The organism is Frankia sp. CgJB1 (genome assembly GCF_977947065.1).
The window spans coordinates 1-14,857 of sequence record NZ_CDWTNB010000031.1 but is presented as its reverse complement, the minus strand read 5'-3'; the positions used below and the strand labels follow the sequence as shown (position 1 = coordinate 14,857).

14 protein-coding genes and 2 pseudogenes are annotated in these 14,857 nt (G+C 70.1%); 9 read left to right on the top strand and 7 right to left on the bottom strand.

Going from position 1 to position 14,857, the window contains the following annotated elements:
• Window positions 1–139: 139 nt before the first annotated feature.
• Complete coding sequence (locus AC08OT_RS05990) at window positions 140–2,848, top strand: protein kinase domain-containing protein (protein ID WP_476602607.1); 2,709 nt, start codon at window positions 140–142, stop codon at window positions 2,846–2,848.
• Between the two features lie 9 nt (window positions 2,849–2,857).
• Here the strand turns inward: AC08OT_RS05990 and AC08OT_RS05985 are convergent, their stop codons facing one another.
• The 4 genes from AC08OT_RS05985 to AC08OT_RS05970 form a co-directional block, all read right to left on the bottom strand.
• Window positions 2,858–3,508 (bottom strand): alpha-ketoglutarate-dependent dioxygenase AlkB, encoded by a 651-nt coding sequence (locus tag AC08OT_RS05985; RefSeq protein ID WP_476592892.1) that lies wholly within the window; start codon window positions 3,506–3,508, stop codon window positions 2,858–2,860.
• 244 nt (window positions 3,509–3,752) lie between these two features.
• On the bottom strand, window positions 3,753–4,034 hold the full coding sequence (locus AC08OT_RS05980) for a metal-sensitive transcriptional regulator (protein ID WP_462187547.1): 282 nt from the start codon (window positions 4,032–4,034) through the stop codon (window positions 3,753–3,755).
• A 391-nt stretch (window positions 4,035–4,425) separates the two neighbouring features.
• On the bottom strand, window positions 4,426–4,569 hold the full coding sequence (locus tag AC08OT_RS05975; protein WP_476592893.1) for a hypothetical protein: 144 nt from the start codon (window positions 4,567–4,569) through the stop codon (window positions 4,426–4,428).
• 269 nt (window positions 4,570–4,838) lie between these two features.
• Window positions 4,839–5,135: a hypothetical protein gene (locus tag AC08OT_RS05970; protein WP_476592894.1), complete on the bottom strand. Its 297-nt coding sequence runs from the start codon at window positions 5,133–5,135 to the stop codon at window positions 4,839–4,841.
• A gap of 85 nt (window positions 5,136–5,220) precedes the next feature.
• Between AC08OT_RS05970 and AC08OT_RS05965 the strand changes: the two genes are divergently transcribed.
• Together AC08OT_RS05965 and AC08OT_RS05960 are read left to right on the top strand one after the other, a co-directional pair.
• Complete coding sequence (locus AC08OT_RS05965) at window positions 5,221–5,451, top strand: hypothetical protein (RefSeq protein ID WP_173645797.1); 231 nt, start codon at window positions 5,221–5,223, stop codon at window positions 5,449–5,451.
• Window positions 5,452–5,825: 374 nt separating this feature from the next.
• Window positions 5,826–6,035 carry a hypothetical protein gene (locus AC08OT_RS05960; RefSeq protein WP_476592895.1) on the top strand — a complete coding sequence of 70 codons (210 nt, stop codon included), beginning with the start codon at window positions 5,826–5,828 and terminating at the stop codon, window positions 6,033–6,035.
• Between the two features lie 62 nt (window positions 6,036–6,097).
• Here AC08OT_RS05960 and AC08OT_RS05955 read toward each other — a convergent pair.
• Both AC08OT_RS05955 and AC08OT_RS05950 read right to left on the bottom strand, forming a co-directional pair.
• Window positions 6,098–6,190, bottom strand: a pseudogene (locus tag AC08OT_RS05955) (FmdB family zinc ribbon protein); the annotation flags it as partial.
• A gap of 44 nt (window positions 6,191–6,234) precedes the next feature.
• On the bottom strand, window positions 6,235–7,080 hold the full coding sequence (locus tag AC08OT_RS05950; RefSeq protein ID WP_476597029.1) for a 5-formyltetrahydrofolate cyclo-ligase: 846 nt from the start codon (window positions 7,078–7,080) through the stop codon (window positions 6,235–6,237).
• Between the two features lie 285 nt (window positions 7,081–7,365).
• Between AC08OT_RS05950 and AC08OT_RS05945 the strand changes: the two genes are divergently transcribed.
• The 6 genes from AC08OT_RS05945 to AC08OT_RS05920 all read left to right on the top strand — a co-directional run bounded on the left by AC08OT_RS05945 (window position 7,366) and on the right by AC08OT_RS05920 (window position 14,059).
• A complete protein-coding gene (locus tag AC08OT_RS05945; RefSeq protein ID WP_476592897.1) occupies window positions 7,366–8,355 on the top strand; it encodes a UTP--glucose-1-phosphate uridylyltransferase in 990 nt (329 codons plus the stop codon).
• Between the two features lie 336 nt (window positions 8,356–8,691).
• Entirely contained in the window at window positions 8,692–10,071 is a 1,380-nt protein-coding gene (gene glp / locus AC08OT_RS05940; RefSeq protein WP_476592898.1) for a molybdotransferase-like divisome protein Glp, read from the top strand.
• Window positions 10,072–10,115: 44 nt separating this feature from the next.
• The gene (moaCB, locus tag AC08OT_RS05935; RefSeq protein WP_476602612.1) at window positions 10,116–11,183 is read left to right on the top strand and encodes a bifunctional molybdenum cofactor biosynthesis protein MoaC/MoaB; all 1,068 of its coding nucleotides are present in this window, start codon (window positions 10,116–10,118) and stop codon (window positions 11,181–11,183) included.
• A 9-nt stretch (window positions 11,184–11,192) separates the two neighbouring features.
• Window positions 11,193–11,825, top strand: a complete 633-nt coding sequence (locus AC08OT_RS05930) for a GNAT family N-acetyltransferase (RefSeq protein WP_476592899.1) — start codon at window positions 11,193–11,195, stop codon at window positions 11,823–11,825.
• A 627-nt stretch (window positions 11,826–12,452) separates the two neighbouring features.
• The gene (locus AC08OT_RS05925; RefSeq protein WP_476592900.1) at window positions 12,453–13,757 is read left to right on the top strand and encodes a hypothetical protein; all 1,305 of its coding nucleotides are present in this window, start codon (window positions 12,453–12,455) and stop codon (window positions 13,755–13,757) included.
• Window positions 13,758–13,834: 77 nt separating this feature from the next.
• A complete protein-coding gene (locus AC08OT_RS05920; RefSeq protein WP_476592902.1) occupies window positions 13,835–14,059 on the top strand; it encodes a hypothetical protein in 225 nt (74 codons plus the stop codon).
• Here the strand turns inward: AC08OT_RS05920 and AC08OT_RS05915 are convergent.
• Window positions 14,027–14,392: pseudogene (locus AC08OT_RS05915) on the bottom strand (cyclase family protein); the annotation flags it as partial. The gene AC08OT_RS05920 and the pseudogene AC08OT_RS05915 sit on opposite strands and share 33 nt — an antisense overlap.
• Between the last annotated feature and the right edge of the window lie 465 nt (window positions 14,393–14,857).

The following is a 14,857-nucleotide window of genomic DNA, read 5'->3' as shown; positions in this document are numbered from 1 at the left end:
GGGATGGCGTGGGTGCGGCTGCTCGACCACTACAAGGGGGCGCCCGGCCCATGGCCCGCGCCGATAACATGAATTTGTCGACCAGATCCGCCGCCGTGCCGGCACGGCCGGTTTGTGTAGTCGTAGGAGGTTTCGTCATATGGCGATATCCCGGCGCAACCTCCCTGGGCTCACTGGGACTGATCTCCAGACTATCGGTCCGTATACAGTTGAACGGAAGCTAGTCGACGCCAGGACAGGACCGGTGTTTCTTGCACGTAACGGCGAGGCGCGTCCGGTCCTCGTCAAGACGATCACCGCGCCCTTCGGGCGGGACACAGAGTTCCGTCGGCGCCTGCGCGTCGACCTCGACAACATCCGCCGGTTGGCGCCGTCCTGCCTCGCCGCCATCCTCGACCTCGACACGGGCGCTCGCCCCCCCTACGTCGTCGCGGAGTTCATCGACGCCCCGACTCTCGCCGCAACCGTCGCCGACGGCGGAGCGTTGTCCGGACCGGACACCCACCGGCTCGCCGTCGGGCTGGCGACGGCTCTGGCCGCACTGCACGAATCGGAAATTTTCCTCGGCGATCTGAAGCCTATCAATGTGGTTCTTTCCGAGCGGAGGCTGCGGCTGATTGACTTCGGGCTCTTCCGAGCGATGAATGCGGTAAGCATGAATAATCCGGGCGGACCGCCGTCCGGTATCGGCACACTTGCGTTCATAACGCCCGAACAGGTTCTCGGACAGACCGCCACCGTCGCATCGGATGTCTTTACCTGGGGCAGCGTGCTGTTATTCGCCGTGACCGGCCAGCCGCCATTCGGTGCCGGAACGCCCCGGGTCCTGCTGCAGCGGGCCGTCTACGCGGAACCCGACCTGTCCGTGTTCAGTCCGGAGCTGCGCGAGCTGGTCGCGGCGGCGATGCGCAAGGACCCGAAGCGCCGGCCGGCCGCGGCCGAACTGCTCGAACAGCTGGTGGCCCATCCGACACGAAGCAGCGAGGCGGAGCCTGCGGTCGAGCCCACCCGGCGTCTCGCCCTGCCGGCGGGTGTCATCGAGACGCCGGTCCCGGTGCAGACGAGGCGGGCGGCCGAGTCCGAGTCGAAACCGGAGGTCGTAGGCACGAGCGACCTCGCTGCCCCTGCCATCGGTGCCATACACGGCCTCGAGATCGTGCTCGAGGCCGCGACTGAGACCGAGGCCGTGCTCGAGACCAGGGCGGTACGTGGGGCCGGGCCGGCCGCGGAGATCACGGCCGTCCCGCCGGCCGCCGCGGTCGCCCTCAGCGCCGTCCGTACCGGAGCAGAGCCGCGGATGCGTCCGTCGTCTCCCGGTCCGTCGGCCTCCGTGGCCGGTGCGCCTGCCCCACAGCCCACCGCGGCCGCGAGCGCGCGCGCAAGCCACGTCCAGGAGAAAACCGGGAACGTCTCCGCCTTATCGTCATCATCGTCACCGCGGGATCACCTGGACCGCGGGTGGCTCCGACGCGTGCTCTCGATTGGCGTGGCGGCCTCGGTGCTCGTCCTCCCGACCGTTGTGATCGTCGATACGCTGCGGGAGCGCAGCGCGGCGGCCACGTCGCGCGAGGCGGCCCGTGGCGCGATGCGCCTTCTCGACCGGGAACCGGATCTCGCCGGTCAACTCGCCGTCTCGGCCTACCGCACGGCTCCGACCTCGGCCGCGGCGGAGGCGCTGGTCAATGCGAGCGTCCGGCAGATCGGGCCGGCGACGGGAGCGATCCGCGATCTGCTGATCACCCCGGATGGTCGATATCTAATTATCATCGGTGACTTCGGCGGGTCGGTGTGGAGCATCATCGGTCCTGGCCGGGTGCGTCACGTTACCGACCTGCCCGCGGTGGCCGCAGCCACGGGAGATCGCAGCCCCCTCGCGGCCGGGATCGCCCTGGCGGCAATGGTGAAGGGCCTGCTCGCCGTCGCGCTGGTACCCGCATCCGGTCCAGCCATGGGGGTGCGGGCGTCCACGACCATGGTGACGGCGGGGACGGACCGGGTGATCCGGTTATGGCGGCTGGCCCAGCCCGGGCTCACGGACGACGGTGACCTTCAGTCGGCGATCAAAATCGGTCAGCGAGTGAGTCTGCTCGCCGAGTTGCGGGGACACACGGGTACGGTGGCGAGCGTCGCGGTGAGCGCGGATGGCCGGACCCTGGCCTCGGCGGGTGCCGATCGCGTCGTCCGTCTCTGGGACATCAGCCACCCGCAGAATCCTCGCGCCCTCGCCGAACTGCCCCAGCCGGCGGAGGTCACCAGCCTCGCCTTCACGCCCGACGGCGACTCGCTCGCCGTCGGGGGGGCAGGCCATCTCTCCGTCTGGGATGTGACCGCTGCCGGGCAACCGCGCCGCCGGGCCCACCTGACCGCGGCCGCCACTGTCCGCAAGCTCCTCGCCAGCCCGGACGGCCGGTGGCTCGCTGTGGCGAGTACCTCCGACGGCGGCTCGTTGACGGAGATCTATGGGCTGGACAGCCCCCGGGGACTGCACCGCCTCACCGCCATCGCGAGCCGACCGGGCCAGGCCGGTTCGATCGCGCTCTCCGCCGACGGGCGGGTCCTCGCTGTCAGTACCCCGGCCGGTCAGGTGACCCTCTGGGACATGCGCTCACCGTCCCGGCCGGTGCAGCGGGCCACCCTGCCGGTCGGCACCGCGCCGACGGCGACGGTCTTCGGACCTCTGGGACATGAGGGCGTCCTCGCCGGCGTGGCCGGTGACGCCGTCCGTCTCTGGCAGCTCGACCTGCTCGCGGCCGAGGACGAGATCTGTGCCAGGGCCGAGGGCCGCATCAATCGGGAGCAGTGGCGGACCTACCTCGGTCACCGGCGCTACGACCCGCCCTGTGACTGACCCGGCCGGCTATCGCGAGAAGTGGCGCGCGGCGCCGTAACCGGGGCCCTGTTCCGGGCGGCCCGTCCGGGACGTCCATCGCCACTGGACCGAGATGCGTCCGGCGACGTGCTCCCGGACCCTGGGCACCGCGTGCAGCCAGTCGGCCTGGGCCCGACCTCCCAGCACGATCAGATCACCGCCGGCCGGGGAGAGGTCGCGAGCGCCGGATGCCTCCGGGTCGTCGAGGATCCGTCGGCCGGGCGGCAGGTGGCGGGACTTGATCAGGAACGGTCGCCGGGCACCGAGGGTGAGGATGGCGATCACCGTGTCGTCGAGCCAGCGCATCTCGCGGTCCCGGTGGAAGGCGACGCCGTCGGCTCCGTCCCGGTACAGCGACAGGCCAAAGCCGTCGAACTCCACGCCGTAGGTCCGCCGCAGGGTCCGGTAGGCGTCGAGCAGGGCGGGAAAGGCGACCGGCTGACCCCGCGGGATCCAGGCGCTCATCCGTGGTTCGGTGACGTGGCGTTCGTAACGCCACATGGTTCCCTGTCGCCAGGGGATCTCGGCATGCAGGGTCTCGTATAGCTGGTCGGCGCCGCGTAGCCATCCGCGCGTGACGTCGGCCCAGGACCGGTCGTCCAGCCAGATCCGTTGCACCGACGGTGCGGTCGACCGCACCGTCGGCGGGCACCGCGGTGCCGTCGGTCTCGCTCGTCACCCGGCCGACGCTACCCGGCCGACGCCATCCGGACGGCCCGGTCCGGGGCCGGCATCTGGCGTAACCTGCGAGATCCAGGAGGCATATTCCGTGACGGTGAACAGGCGAGGATGACCGGCGCAGCACCCGACCCCGGGACCTCGACGAACCTCGAGAGCGATGTCCGTCGTCTTACCGGAACCGCCTTCACCGGAACCGCCGTGGTCAGGACCGAACGAGCCGCGCGATCGCGGCCGACGCCTCCCGGATCTTCTCGTCGGCCACCGGACCGCCCTCGGCGGCGGCGTGCGTCACGCAGTGCGCCAGATGGTCCTCGAGGAGCCCGAGGGCGACCGACTGCAACGCCCGGGTCGCCGCCGAGACCTGGGTGAGGATGTCGATACAGTACTTGTCCTCGGCAATCATGCGCTGTAGCCCCCGGACCTGGCCTTCGATGCGGCGAAGCCGAGCGGTGTAATCGTCCTTGGTGTTGGTGTAGCCGTGCATCCATCGCGCCTTCCCGTCCGGGTACCCCCCTACGGTACCCGGGCCGGTGCCGGTCGTCGGATCGGGATTCGGTGAGATCGTGGCGCCAACCGCTGACTGGAATTCGAACCGATGCTCCTCCCGGCGGTGACAGGTCCCACGATCATCACCGTGGGTGAGAATTCTCCGCCCGTGCGGTATCAGTGGCGCGGGTCCTCCAGGACAGGTTCGGGTTGCCTGTCCACGTCCTGCCTAACTGCGCAGATGCCGCCCCGCTGGACGGGTACCCGGCACGGATCGTTCCGGGCAAACCGCACCCGGCGCCTCATAATTGCGCCTGGAAAGTGCCGAGTGGTGCACTTTCTCGCCCTGGTGGCGGGGGTTGGTGGTGACGAGTGGGTTCGCCGCCGGATCAGCGGTCGACGTGGTGCGGTGGAAGATCGGCGAGGAGCCGTTCGATGGCCGGGTCCTCTTCCTCGGACAATGACTCGTCACCCCAACCGATCTCGCGTTCGTCGTCGAACAGCTCGTCGTCGCGCGGCTCTGTAGCGCCCATGATCTTCCCCTCGTGTGGCGCAGATTGTTCGCAACCGAGGTTCCGGCGCGGGATACGGTCTGGTGTCGCGGTCTGGTGTCGCGATCCCGACAGTGCGTCGGGTGAATCGTTTGCAGGATTGGATGCCGGATCGGACTCCGGCCGGGTACGGGTTAGGGCCGGCCGTCGTTCGGCGGGCTGCCCGGAGTGCGCTTATTACTCCCGATGGCCGCCGGCATGCTACCCGAGCGGGCGGCCACCCGGCCGCTCGGCCGCCCGCTCGCCGCCGGTCAATCTACGCCGCCGCTGCCGTCTCGACTGGGTGCCGCCGCCAAGGCGTGCCCGATTATCTCGACGACTAGGCGCAGGGTCGCTCGACTTCCCGCCAGGAAGGCATCCGTCTCCCGCTGGGACCAGGCAGAAGCAAGTATCCCGGGCTCCGGCACCCGGGCGGCCAGAACCGCCCGTATCGACGCCCGGTAGCGGCTCACCGTGATCGGTGGATCGCCGACCGGATCTTCGTCGTAGTCCTCGTCCCGGTCTAACAGGGCCCGGACCTCATCCAGGCGGCGAGGGGTGGGGGGCATGGTTTCCTCCTCCGTCTATTTGCCTATTTGCTGATCAGCAAATTAGACCCTAGCGAGGTTCTTGAGGAAGAGCAAAGTGGTTACGATGTTCCGCGTGGACGACGGTGAGCAGTTGGTCGGCATCGGGGACATCGCGTTCCAACTCAAGATCACTCGCCAGGCGGTGGACTACTGGACACGCAAGGACTCCCGGTTTCCGGCGCCCTTGCAGGTCATCAACGCGCCGATGGGTAGCGGTGCCAAAGGCACCCGGGTTTGGCGCAAGCGAGAGGTAGACGCTTGGATCGTGGAGCACTATCGGCGGCGCAAACAGTAGGCGTCCCGGCCATCGGCCGAGGTCACCGCATCAGGTCAGATCTGGCCGGCACCAGGGCTCCGGGCCGTCCGGTGGCGTGGCCGGTCCAGGGCGGCCAGAAATCGCCGCCAGTGGGGCGGAAGGGCTTCCGTTAGATGAGTAAGTCCGAACTCTGAGCTGGCTGTAGCCGGGCATGAAGAGATGGCTTCCAAGGCCATGGTGTGACGCAAGATCTGGAAAACCTCTCCGGCATCTCCCGGTCACCGCATCCGGGGGTCGGTGGGTGAGCCGCGGCGGGGAGGAGCTGGGTACTCCGTGCCCGGGCATGCCCAAGGCGTCCAGGCCGAGACGCCCGGACGCCTTGGGCGGATCCAGCGGCTGGTCAGGCCGCCGCGGTGCTGGAGGCCGGAGTCGACGTCGTCGAGGAGGCCGTGGCGGTGCCGCCCGACGAGGTCGAGGACGACGAGTCCGAGCTGGCGGAGCTGTTGGTGCTCCCTCCGGATGCCGCCTCGCTGCCGTTGCTCGTGGCCGTGGCGTCACCGATGTCCTTGGGACGGTGCTGCGCGGACCCGCCGGAGGAGTTGGACCGGCTGTCGTTCTTGTAGAAGCCGCCGCCCTTGAACACCACGCCCACCGAACCGAACACTTTACGAAGTCGCCCGGCGCAGGCTGGGCACTCCGTCAGTGATACGTCGCTGAAGCTCTGTACGACCTCAAGGTCACGCCCGCAGTCGGTGCAGCGGTACTGGTAGGTAGGCACGTGCTCCTCCCGGAGTTGGCACTCTGACGTGGAGACTGCCAACTTTAGCTTGTAGAGGGCCCGAGATGTTCCCCGGTGCCGTCGGTTGGTTCGCACCGTAGCGTACGACTCGGCGTGATGATGATCTTTACGTTGTGATCGTGGGACTCCGTGGGGACCTCATCCAGAACCTCTTGGTCGTGCAGGACGGCGATCACCGGAACGTCGGCGCCCACCCGGGCCAGCATCCGGTCATAGGAGCCCCCACCGTGCCCCAGACGCCGGCCCGCCCGGTCGACCGCGAGCGCCGGGATGATCACCACGTCGGCCTCGGCGAGAACCCCGCGGGGTGCCGCCGCCGGTGGTTCGCGGGTACCCAGCGCGCCGGGCACCAGTGTTCCGACGTGCTCCCGGAAGTCCAGATCGAGATCGGCGCGCAGGGCGGGCAACAGCACCCGCACCCCGCGAGCCAGCAGTCGATCAAGCAGCTCGGCGGTGTCCGGCTCGCCGGGCAGCCCCACATACGCCGCCACGCACCGCGCGGCCTCCACCTCGCGCAGCCGCTGGATGCGGTTGGCCAGTCGGGACGCATCCGACCTGGACAGCGAGCCCCGACGCAGGGCCATGGATGCGCGGCGCTGTATCAGCAGCCGGGCCCGCAGGCGAGCCTTGGCCTCGCCGGCCTCGGGGCAGCCGCCGGGGGTTCGGTCGACACCGCCGTGACGGGGGCGGGCACGCCCCGGGTCTGCTGGCCGACTCCCGAGTTCGGACACCGGTCCGGGATGCGGACGGATCGTCAGTTCGACGGTGAGCTCTTCGTTGAGATCACCCGGAGGCCGGTCATTCCACTGCACACTGACAGCCTCCCGCAGGTTGGCCGCCAGCGGGCGGGTTGCCGCGGCATACGACACGTGAACGTGGGCGTGATGTTGGATGGAGGGTTCTCAGGTTACAAATTGTGGCATTTATACTAACCAGTAGTGATATTGTTGGTTGGTAGAGGTGTTGCCAGTTACTGGTAGGGGTGTTGTCGGTGGTGGATCGGGTGGCACGAGATGCCGCGGGCTCGTTCTCGGACCCGCGGCGCACGTCCGGGCGAGCGGCGGGCGGGACCGGCGGCCGCCGTGAGCTGTGCATTGCCTGTGCCGGGGCCGTGGGCGGTGCCCGTGTTCACGGACCCGACTAAGGTTTCGGCTATGCCAGTAACGAAGGCGGTAATTCCAGCCGCGGGTCTGGGGACCCGCTTCCTGCCGGCGACGAAGGCCGTCCCCAAGGAGATGCTGCCGGTCGTCGACAGGCCGGCTATCGAATACGTCGTCGAGGAGGCGTCCCGCGCCGGTCTGCGTGATGTCCTGCTTGTCACAAGCCGCACGAAAAAGGCGATCGAGGATCATTTCGATCGTGAGGCGGACATCGAGGCGGCCCTCGAACGGAAGGGCGACGATCTTCGTCTCCGTCGGGTCCGGGCGTCGGCGGAACTGGCCGAGGTCCACTCGGTCCGCCAGCAGTCGCCGCGTGGGCTCGGTCATGCCGTGCTCTGCGCGGCGGCGCACGTGGGGAACGAGCCGTTCGCCGTCCTCCTCGGTGACGATCTCATCGACGAGCGGGACCTGCTGCTCGAGGAGATGCTTGCCGTGCAGCGCCGCTTCGGGGGCAGCGTCATCGCACTGATGGAGGTGCCCGAGGATCAGGTCTCCCTCTACGGCGTCGTCACGGTGGAGTCCATCGGCACTGGCACTGGCACTGGCACTGGTACCGGCACCGGTGCCGACGACCGGTACGGGATCGTGCGGATCCGTGACCTGGTCGAGAAGCCACCGGTCGCGCAGGCTCCGAGTAATCTGGCGATCATCGGGCGGTACATCCTCTCGCCGACGATCTTCGATGTCCTGCGGCGGACCGAGCCGGGACGGGGCGGGGAGATCCAGCTCACCGACGCCCTGCGGATCCTGGCGCTACGGGCGGCCGAACCGGCCGGTGCCGCGGGGGGCACCGACACCGACACTGCCGCTGAGCCCGTGCACGGGGTGGTCTTCACGGGTCGGCGGTACGACACCGGCGACCGGGTGGACTACCTGAAGGCCGTCATCCGGCTCGCGTGCGAGCGCGCCGACCTTGGCCCCGAGCTGTACCCGTGGATCGAGGAGTATGTCGCGTCCGGCGGCCCGAAGGCAGCATTGTCCTAATTTATCCATATTTTTCAAATTTATCCGCTTCATCGCTTGAGGGTCTCGGGATGTGCTGGCTTCTCTTCGGGTAGGCCGTGACGGCTCCGGCGACGACTCCGGTGACGACTCCGGCAAGGACCGGAACGCTTCTGGAACCGGCCAGCGCCCGGCGGTCGCGGCACGCCGTTCGGACCGGGAGGCCCGGAGCGGATGCGCCCCGTCCCGACCGCTGGAGGTACCCGAAGGTAACTGCGGGTAAGAGGTGCCCGGGCTTCGACGGCCGTAGCCTGGGTGATGCCGGACCCGGCGCGCGACGGGTGGTGCATCGAAGGGCAGAGAAATGGACGGGCGTCCATGACTTCGGTGGATGAACACCTCGAGCGGATCCTGGCGACGGTGCGGCCGACCCGCGCTCGGCAGGCCAGGCTGGACGAGGCGCACGGATGCGTGCTCGCCGCGGACGTCCGGGCGACGGTCGCGCTTCCCGGGTTCGACAACTCGGCCATGGACGGGTACGCCGTCCGGGCCGCCGACGTGGCCGAGGCGTCGGCGGCCACTCCCGTCTCCCTGCCGGTCATCGGCGACGTCCCCGCGGGTCCGGGTTCGCCGGCCGCGCTGGTCCCCGGCGCCGCGGTACGCATCATGACCGGGGCCCCGCTGCCCCCGGGAGCGGATACGGTCGTCCAGCTCGAGTGGACCGACGGTGGCTGCCAGACCGTCGCGGTCCAGCGGGCGCCGCGCCGTGGCCTGCACATCCGCCGGACGGGGGAGGACGTCGCCCCGGGCGCCCTGGTGCTCCCCGCCGGGACGATCATCGGCTCCGCGCAGATCAGCCTGCTCGCCGCGGTCAACGTGGCCCGCCCGCCGGTGCATCCCCGGCCGCGGGTGGCGGTGCTGTCCACCGGGACCGAGCTCGTCGAGGTCGGTACACCGCTGGGCGCCGGGCAGATCGTCGACTCGAACAGCCATGGCATCGCCGCCGCGGCACGGGAGGCCGGCGCAGTGGTACGCCGCCTGGCCGGGGTGCCCGACGAGCCGGACGCCTTCGCCGCAGCCCTGCACGGGGTGCTTCCCGACGTGGATGCCGTGGTGACGACCGGTGGCGTCAGCGTCGGGGCGTACGACGTCGTCAAGGAGGTGCTCGCGCGGACCGGGACCGTCCGGTTCGACCGGGTCGCGATGCAGCCGGGCAAGCCGCAGGGTTTCGGCCTGGTCGACGGTGTGCCGGTCTTCACGTTGCCGGGGAACCCGGTCAGCGCCCTCGTCTCGTTCGAGCTGTTCGTCCGCCCGGCCCTGCAACGGATGCGCGGTCTCGCCGGCACCGGGCTCCCGAGGATCGTCGTGACCGTCGGATCCGACCTGCGTTCCCCTCTCGGGAAGAGGTCCTTCCTGCGGGTGGGGCTGGAGCGGAGCGGGGGCGGCGGGTGCCTGGAACCCGCCACCGTCGCCCAGCTGGCCGGCGGGCAGGGGTCACATCAGCTCACCTCGCTAGCGGGAGCGCAGGCGTTGCTGATTATTCCTGAGGAGGTTACCGAGGTGTCGGCGGGCAGCCGGCTGCCGGCGTTGTTGCTCCCGGACGGATTGAGGGCCATTCTCTCCGGCATGGCCTGGGCGGTTGCGGACACTGCGGACGTCGATGCCCCGGACCTGGCTGCCCCGGACCTCGGCTCGCGGGCTGAAGCCTGCCGGGGGGACGCGGCCGCGGCCCGGGCCGCCGGATCGGTGCCCTGGTGACCGCAGCCCGGCTCACTCACGTTGACGACCGCGGCGCGGCCCGCATGGTCGACGTGTCGGCGAAGGACGTCACTGCCCGTACCGCGACCGCCACCGGGATGCTGCGGGTCATTCCCGAGGTCGTGGCGCTGCTGCGCGGGCAGGGGGTACCGAAGGGCGACGCCCTCGCAGTCGCCCGGGTCGCGGGGATCATGGGGGCCAAGCGTACGCCTGATCTCGTTCCGCTCTGCCATTCCATCGCGATCTCCGGCGTCACGGTCGAGCTGGACGTACGGGACGACGGTGTGGCGATCACGGCCACCGTCCGGACGGCGGACCGGACCGGCGTCGAGATGGAGGCGCTGACCGCCGTCGCCGTCGCCGGGCTCACGCTGCACGACATGGTCAAGGCGGTGGATCCCGCCGCGGAGCTGACCGGGGTGCGAGTGATCGCGAAGACCGGGGGACGCTCCGGAGACTGGCCTGCCGCCCCCCCCGCCGGGCGCGGGGTCCGCGGAATGAGTGGCATGCGCCACCTTCCCGCGGGTGCCCGGGCCCGGGTCATCACCGTCTCCGACCGAGCGTACCGAGGGATCTATGCCGACCGGTCGGGCCCGTTGCTCGTCGCCGGGCTCGTCGAACTCGGTTTCGAGGTGGGCGCGGCGACGATCGTCCCGGACGAGCGGGATGAGATCGTCGTGGCGCTGCGGTCCGCCGTCGCCGACGGCGTGGACCTGGTGGTGAGCACCGGTGGCACCGGCCTCGGTCCCCGCGACGTCACCCCCGAGGCGACGCGCGAGGTGATCGAGCGGGCCGTGCCCGGACTTGCCGAGGCGCTGCGCGCGGCGGGTCGGGAGACCGTGCCGGCGGCGGTGCTCTCCCGCGGGCTCGTCGGAACCGTCGCCGCCACCCTGGTGGTGAACCTTCCCGGCTCGACCGGTGGGGTACGCGACGGGCTGGGCGTGCTGGCCGGGGTGGTGGGTCATGCCGTCGCCCAGCTGCGCGGGGCCGACGACCACGGGCACCCGGCCGCGGGGTCCGCGGGCCTCGCCACAGCCGCCGCAGCCGCCCCCGCCACAGCCCCTGGCGCTGCCCCAGCCGCAGTCGCTGCCGATGCTGCCGACGCCGGATAGGGCGCGACGGTGGGAGCTCCGGGTTGGCCGGCAGTCCTGACCGACGGACGGGTCCAGGCGCGGCCGCTTCGTCTGCGTGACGCCTCCACGTGGGTCGAGGTGCGGCTGCGCAACGCCGACTGGCTGGCGCCGTGGGAGGCGACCCCACCCGGAGTGATGATGGTCCGCGAGACCTGGGAGCAGCGCCAGACCCTCTCGATCTACCGTCAGATGTGGCACCGCCTGCGCCAGCAGGCCCGGCTCGGCGCCACGTTGCCGTTCGCGGTCACCTTCGAGGGGCGGCTCGTCGGTCAGGTGACCGTGTCCACGATCGTGCGCGGGGCGTTCAACAGCGCTCAGGTCGGCTATTGGATCGACAGCGAGTACGCCGGTCGAGGCATCACGCCGACCGCGCTCGCGCTCGTCGTTGACCACTGTTTCGGGCCGGTCGGGCTGCACCGGGTGGAAGCGAATGTGCGCCCGGAGAACGCCGCGAGCCGGCGGGTGCTCGCGAAGCTCGGCTTCCGCGAGGAAGGGCTGCACCGGCACTTCCTCGCCATCGACGGCCGCTACCGCGACCACATCGGATTCGCGCTGACGACCGAGGACGTCCCCGAGGGCCTGGTGCACCGCTGGCGGGAGACCCGGTACAGCCGGCCCTGAGCGGCCGCCGCGCCGCCCGACGGTGCCGCGCCCGACGGTGCCGCCGCGCCTGAGAACGATGCCTGGATCCACGGCTCGCGTGACACGTTCCACTCCGGCACCGGGACGGTGTCGGTTACCGGACGTAGTCCCTTCTCGTCACCGCCCGTCGTTCCGGATCTCAATCCGGTGACAAAGCGAAGGTCCTGACCGGATGTCGATGCTCTCTACAAGGGCTTCCATAGGTCAGATGCGGTCCTGGGGGGGTCCGCGGTGCGTTTTGACGACCACACATCCACCATCACCCATCCAGTTGCGGATGCGACACGCGGGCTCCGGGTCGGTGACCACGTGGATTTCGCTCACTAGCGTCGACTACGAAATCGCAATCGTTGGTGTCGAGAAGAGGCTCCTCATGGTCAGAGCGCCCGCGCCCGCCGCGCTCGCCGCGGATGGTGTGTGTCCGGTGGGTGGTGGGTGGGACACGTTTCCCGTGGTGTTCCCTCTCTCCGGGAGCGGTGAACACCACGGAGACCACAGATCTCGCGAAATTGACAATGTAACCACAGGATCGGGTGGGAGTATAGGGGCGGGCGGGATCATGATGGTCGATGATGGGATCGACCAGGGTCGTGCAGGCGTGGTCCGATGAGCGCGTTGATCTGGGTGGCGATCGTCGCGGTCTGGGGATTCGTGCTGATCCCGATGTGGCTGCGCCGTCACGACACGACGGCGCAGCAGCGGTCCACCGAGCGTTTCACGGTTGCGAGGCGGGTGCTCTCCCGACGGCTACCCGGCCGGGGCGATGCCGTCATCGATCGTTTCGGCGGCGATCATGACGGCGTCTTCACCGTGGGAGGAACGGGAATGTCGCACGCGGAATTCGATGGACCGGTCGACCTCGCGGAGCTCGGGGATTCGGTGTCCGCCGGGCCGTCCCGGGAGGCCGGAGCCCCCGGCGGGCAGCCGGTCGTCCCCGGGATGCCCATCGCGTCCGGCATGCCGATCATCGAGGACGCTTCGACCGGTGGCGCGCTGCTATCCGGCGGCGGGTCTGCTGGCGAGGATCCGGAGGGCGGGGGCTCGGAGGACGGACGCCCCAACCGCCCACAGTGGTCGGGTGCGCACCCCGACGACCCGCGGGCGGATGTTCCTCCGCGCGGTCCCGAGCGCCGGGCGGACGCCGAGGGTGCCGCCCTGATGCGGGTGCGTCGGCAGCGCCTGCTCGTCCTGCTCGTCCTGCTTCCGGTGAGCATCGTGCTGGCCGCCATTCTCGGCGGGCTGTGGATCGCTGGGCAGTTCCTCGTCGATGCCGTACTCGGCGCGTACCTCGTTCATCTTCGCCGGTCGGCGCAGACCGCGTGGCGGCTGGCCGCCGCGCGTGCGGCGGTAGACCGGCGGATCGAGGCCGAGCGGGCCGCCCGGCGTCGGCGGCCCCCGATCGGGTCCTCCTTCGCCTACCGGCAGCGCCAGCCGGGACCGGACCCCCTGGCGGAGCAGGTTGGTCAGCAGCCGGTGGAGGAGCTCACCGACGAGGAGCTCGCGATCGCCGGCGCCGAGACGATCGACCTCGGCGCTCTGGTGGCCGGCCAGCCGGGGCTGGACGAGGACGCGGAAGGGGACGATCTCGCCCGGTTCGCCGGGTACCCCGAGACGGGCTACGGCGAGACCGGCGTTGACGGCGTTGCCGGTGGGGACGTGGCCTCGGCCCGGCCGGCCATCCGGCCCGCGCCCCGCGTGGGCACGCGCTCGACCACCTCACGCCCCGGCCGGGTGCAGGTCAATCCCCCGGGGACGCACGGTGGGCTGGTGGCTCCCGCCGGGATCATGCCCTCGGGTACGGCGACGCCGGCCGGGCCGACGGCCGATGCGTCACCGGCGGGCGGGAACGTCGTGGGGGACACGTCCGGCGAACTCGACCCGCTGCTGCGACGGCACGCGGTGGGGAGCTGATCCGCGGGGCCGACGCTTGCGACTGCCCGGACCGGGGCACCGTCGGCTCCGGCGAGCGGAATCGGGAACAGGGCGATGTGGATGGGCTGCCCGTTCGCCCGGGCGGTGAGAAGTCGATCGAGACTGGTCAGGTTCTCTACGATGACGGCACCGGCCCCACCCAGAATCCGGTGGGCCGCGAGACTGACATCCTGCCCCGGTCCGGGTGTCCGATCAACGCTGAGCGCATCGATACCGACCGTCCGGACACCCGCGTCGACGAGGGCCCGCGCGGTGTCCGGCGCGAGATAGGGATGTCGTAGGTACCCGTCGCGGCCCCAGTGGACGGACCATCCTGTGACGATGAGGACGACGACATCGTGGGGAAACGGGCGGGTAAATGGGCCCGACAGCACCTCCGGGCCGATCGCTGCCTGTGGGCCGTAGCCCCGTGCATCCAGCAGAACCGCGGGTCCGGTGAAACGTTGTAGCGGAACCTCGTCGAGCCTGGGCAGCGAGTCGTCGGTGTGGAAGGGGGCGTCGACATGCGTGCCCGTCTGTGATCCCAGGTGCAGGCGCTGCACGTTGACGCCGGACTCGGCCGCGGTCAGTGCCGGTGACACGTCGACCTCGGGATCCCCCGGGTAGACGGGCATGCCGGTCACGATAGGTACCGACAGATCGATCAGCTCGGTGCTCACGAGACGATGATCTCCGTCCAGTGTCCGCCCCCGGAGCCCGGGGGCGGCCGAGTTCTGGGGAGCAAGGAACGGTCCAGGGGCTGCAAACCGTGCTCGGGTCCCCAAAATTCGCTCCGGCGAGTCCGGCGAGTCCGGCGAGTCGCTAGATCGTCGCTCTTCGTACAGCACGTCCGTGGACTCCACTCCAGGCATGCCCCGCATCCTAGGACGCATCACTCCCCGAGGACGTCACTCCTCGACCCCATCCGATGCCGCCATTACGGGGTCATGGGAGAGTCTGGGAGGAATAATCAGTGTGTCTGTGTATGGGCGCTGTCAGAGATAGGGGGAGTCGTGGCTGGAGGTGACGACGCCGGGTGGACCTACGGCTCGGTGGTGCCGGACTGGGCGCCGCGGAACGTCGACCTGAAGATCGACGTT

Coding starts and splice junctions, on each gene's coding strand:
- AC08OT_RS05945 (WP_476592897.1), top strand. CDS start 7,366: ATGCCAGTAACGAAGGCGGTAATTCCAGCCGCGGGTCTGGGGACCCGC.
- AC08OT_RS05990 (WP_476602607.1), top strand. CDS start 140: ATGGCGATATCCCGGCGCAACCTCCCTGGGCTCACTGGGACTGATCTC.
- AC08OT_RS05975 (WP_476592893.1), bottom strand. CDS start 4,569: ATGGGCGCTACAGAGCCGCGCGACGACGAGCTGTTCGACGACGAACGC.
- AC08OT_RS05970 (WP_476592894.1), bottom strand. CDS start 5,135: ATGCCCCCCACCCCTCGCCGCCTGGATGAGGTCCGGGCCCTGTTAGAC.
- moaCB (WP_476602612.1), top strand. CDS start 10,116: ATGGTCGACGTGTCGGCGAAGGACGTCACTGCCCGTACCGCGACCGCC.
- AC08OT_RS05980 (WP_462187547.1), bottom strand. CDS start 4,034: ATGCACGGCTACACCAACACCAAGGACGATTACACCGCTCGGCTTCGC.
- AC08OT_RS05965 (WP_173645797.1), top strand. CDS start 5,221: ATGTTCCGCGTGGACGACGGTGAGCAGTTGGTCGGCATCGGGGACATC.
- glp (WP_476592898.1), top strand. CDS start 8,692: ATGACTTCGGTGGATGAACACCTCGAGCGGATCCTGGCGACGGTGCGG.
- AC08OT_RS05925 (WP_476592900.1), top strand. CDS start 12,453: ATGAGCGCGTTGATCTGGGTGGCGATCGTCGCGGTCTGGGGATTCGTG.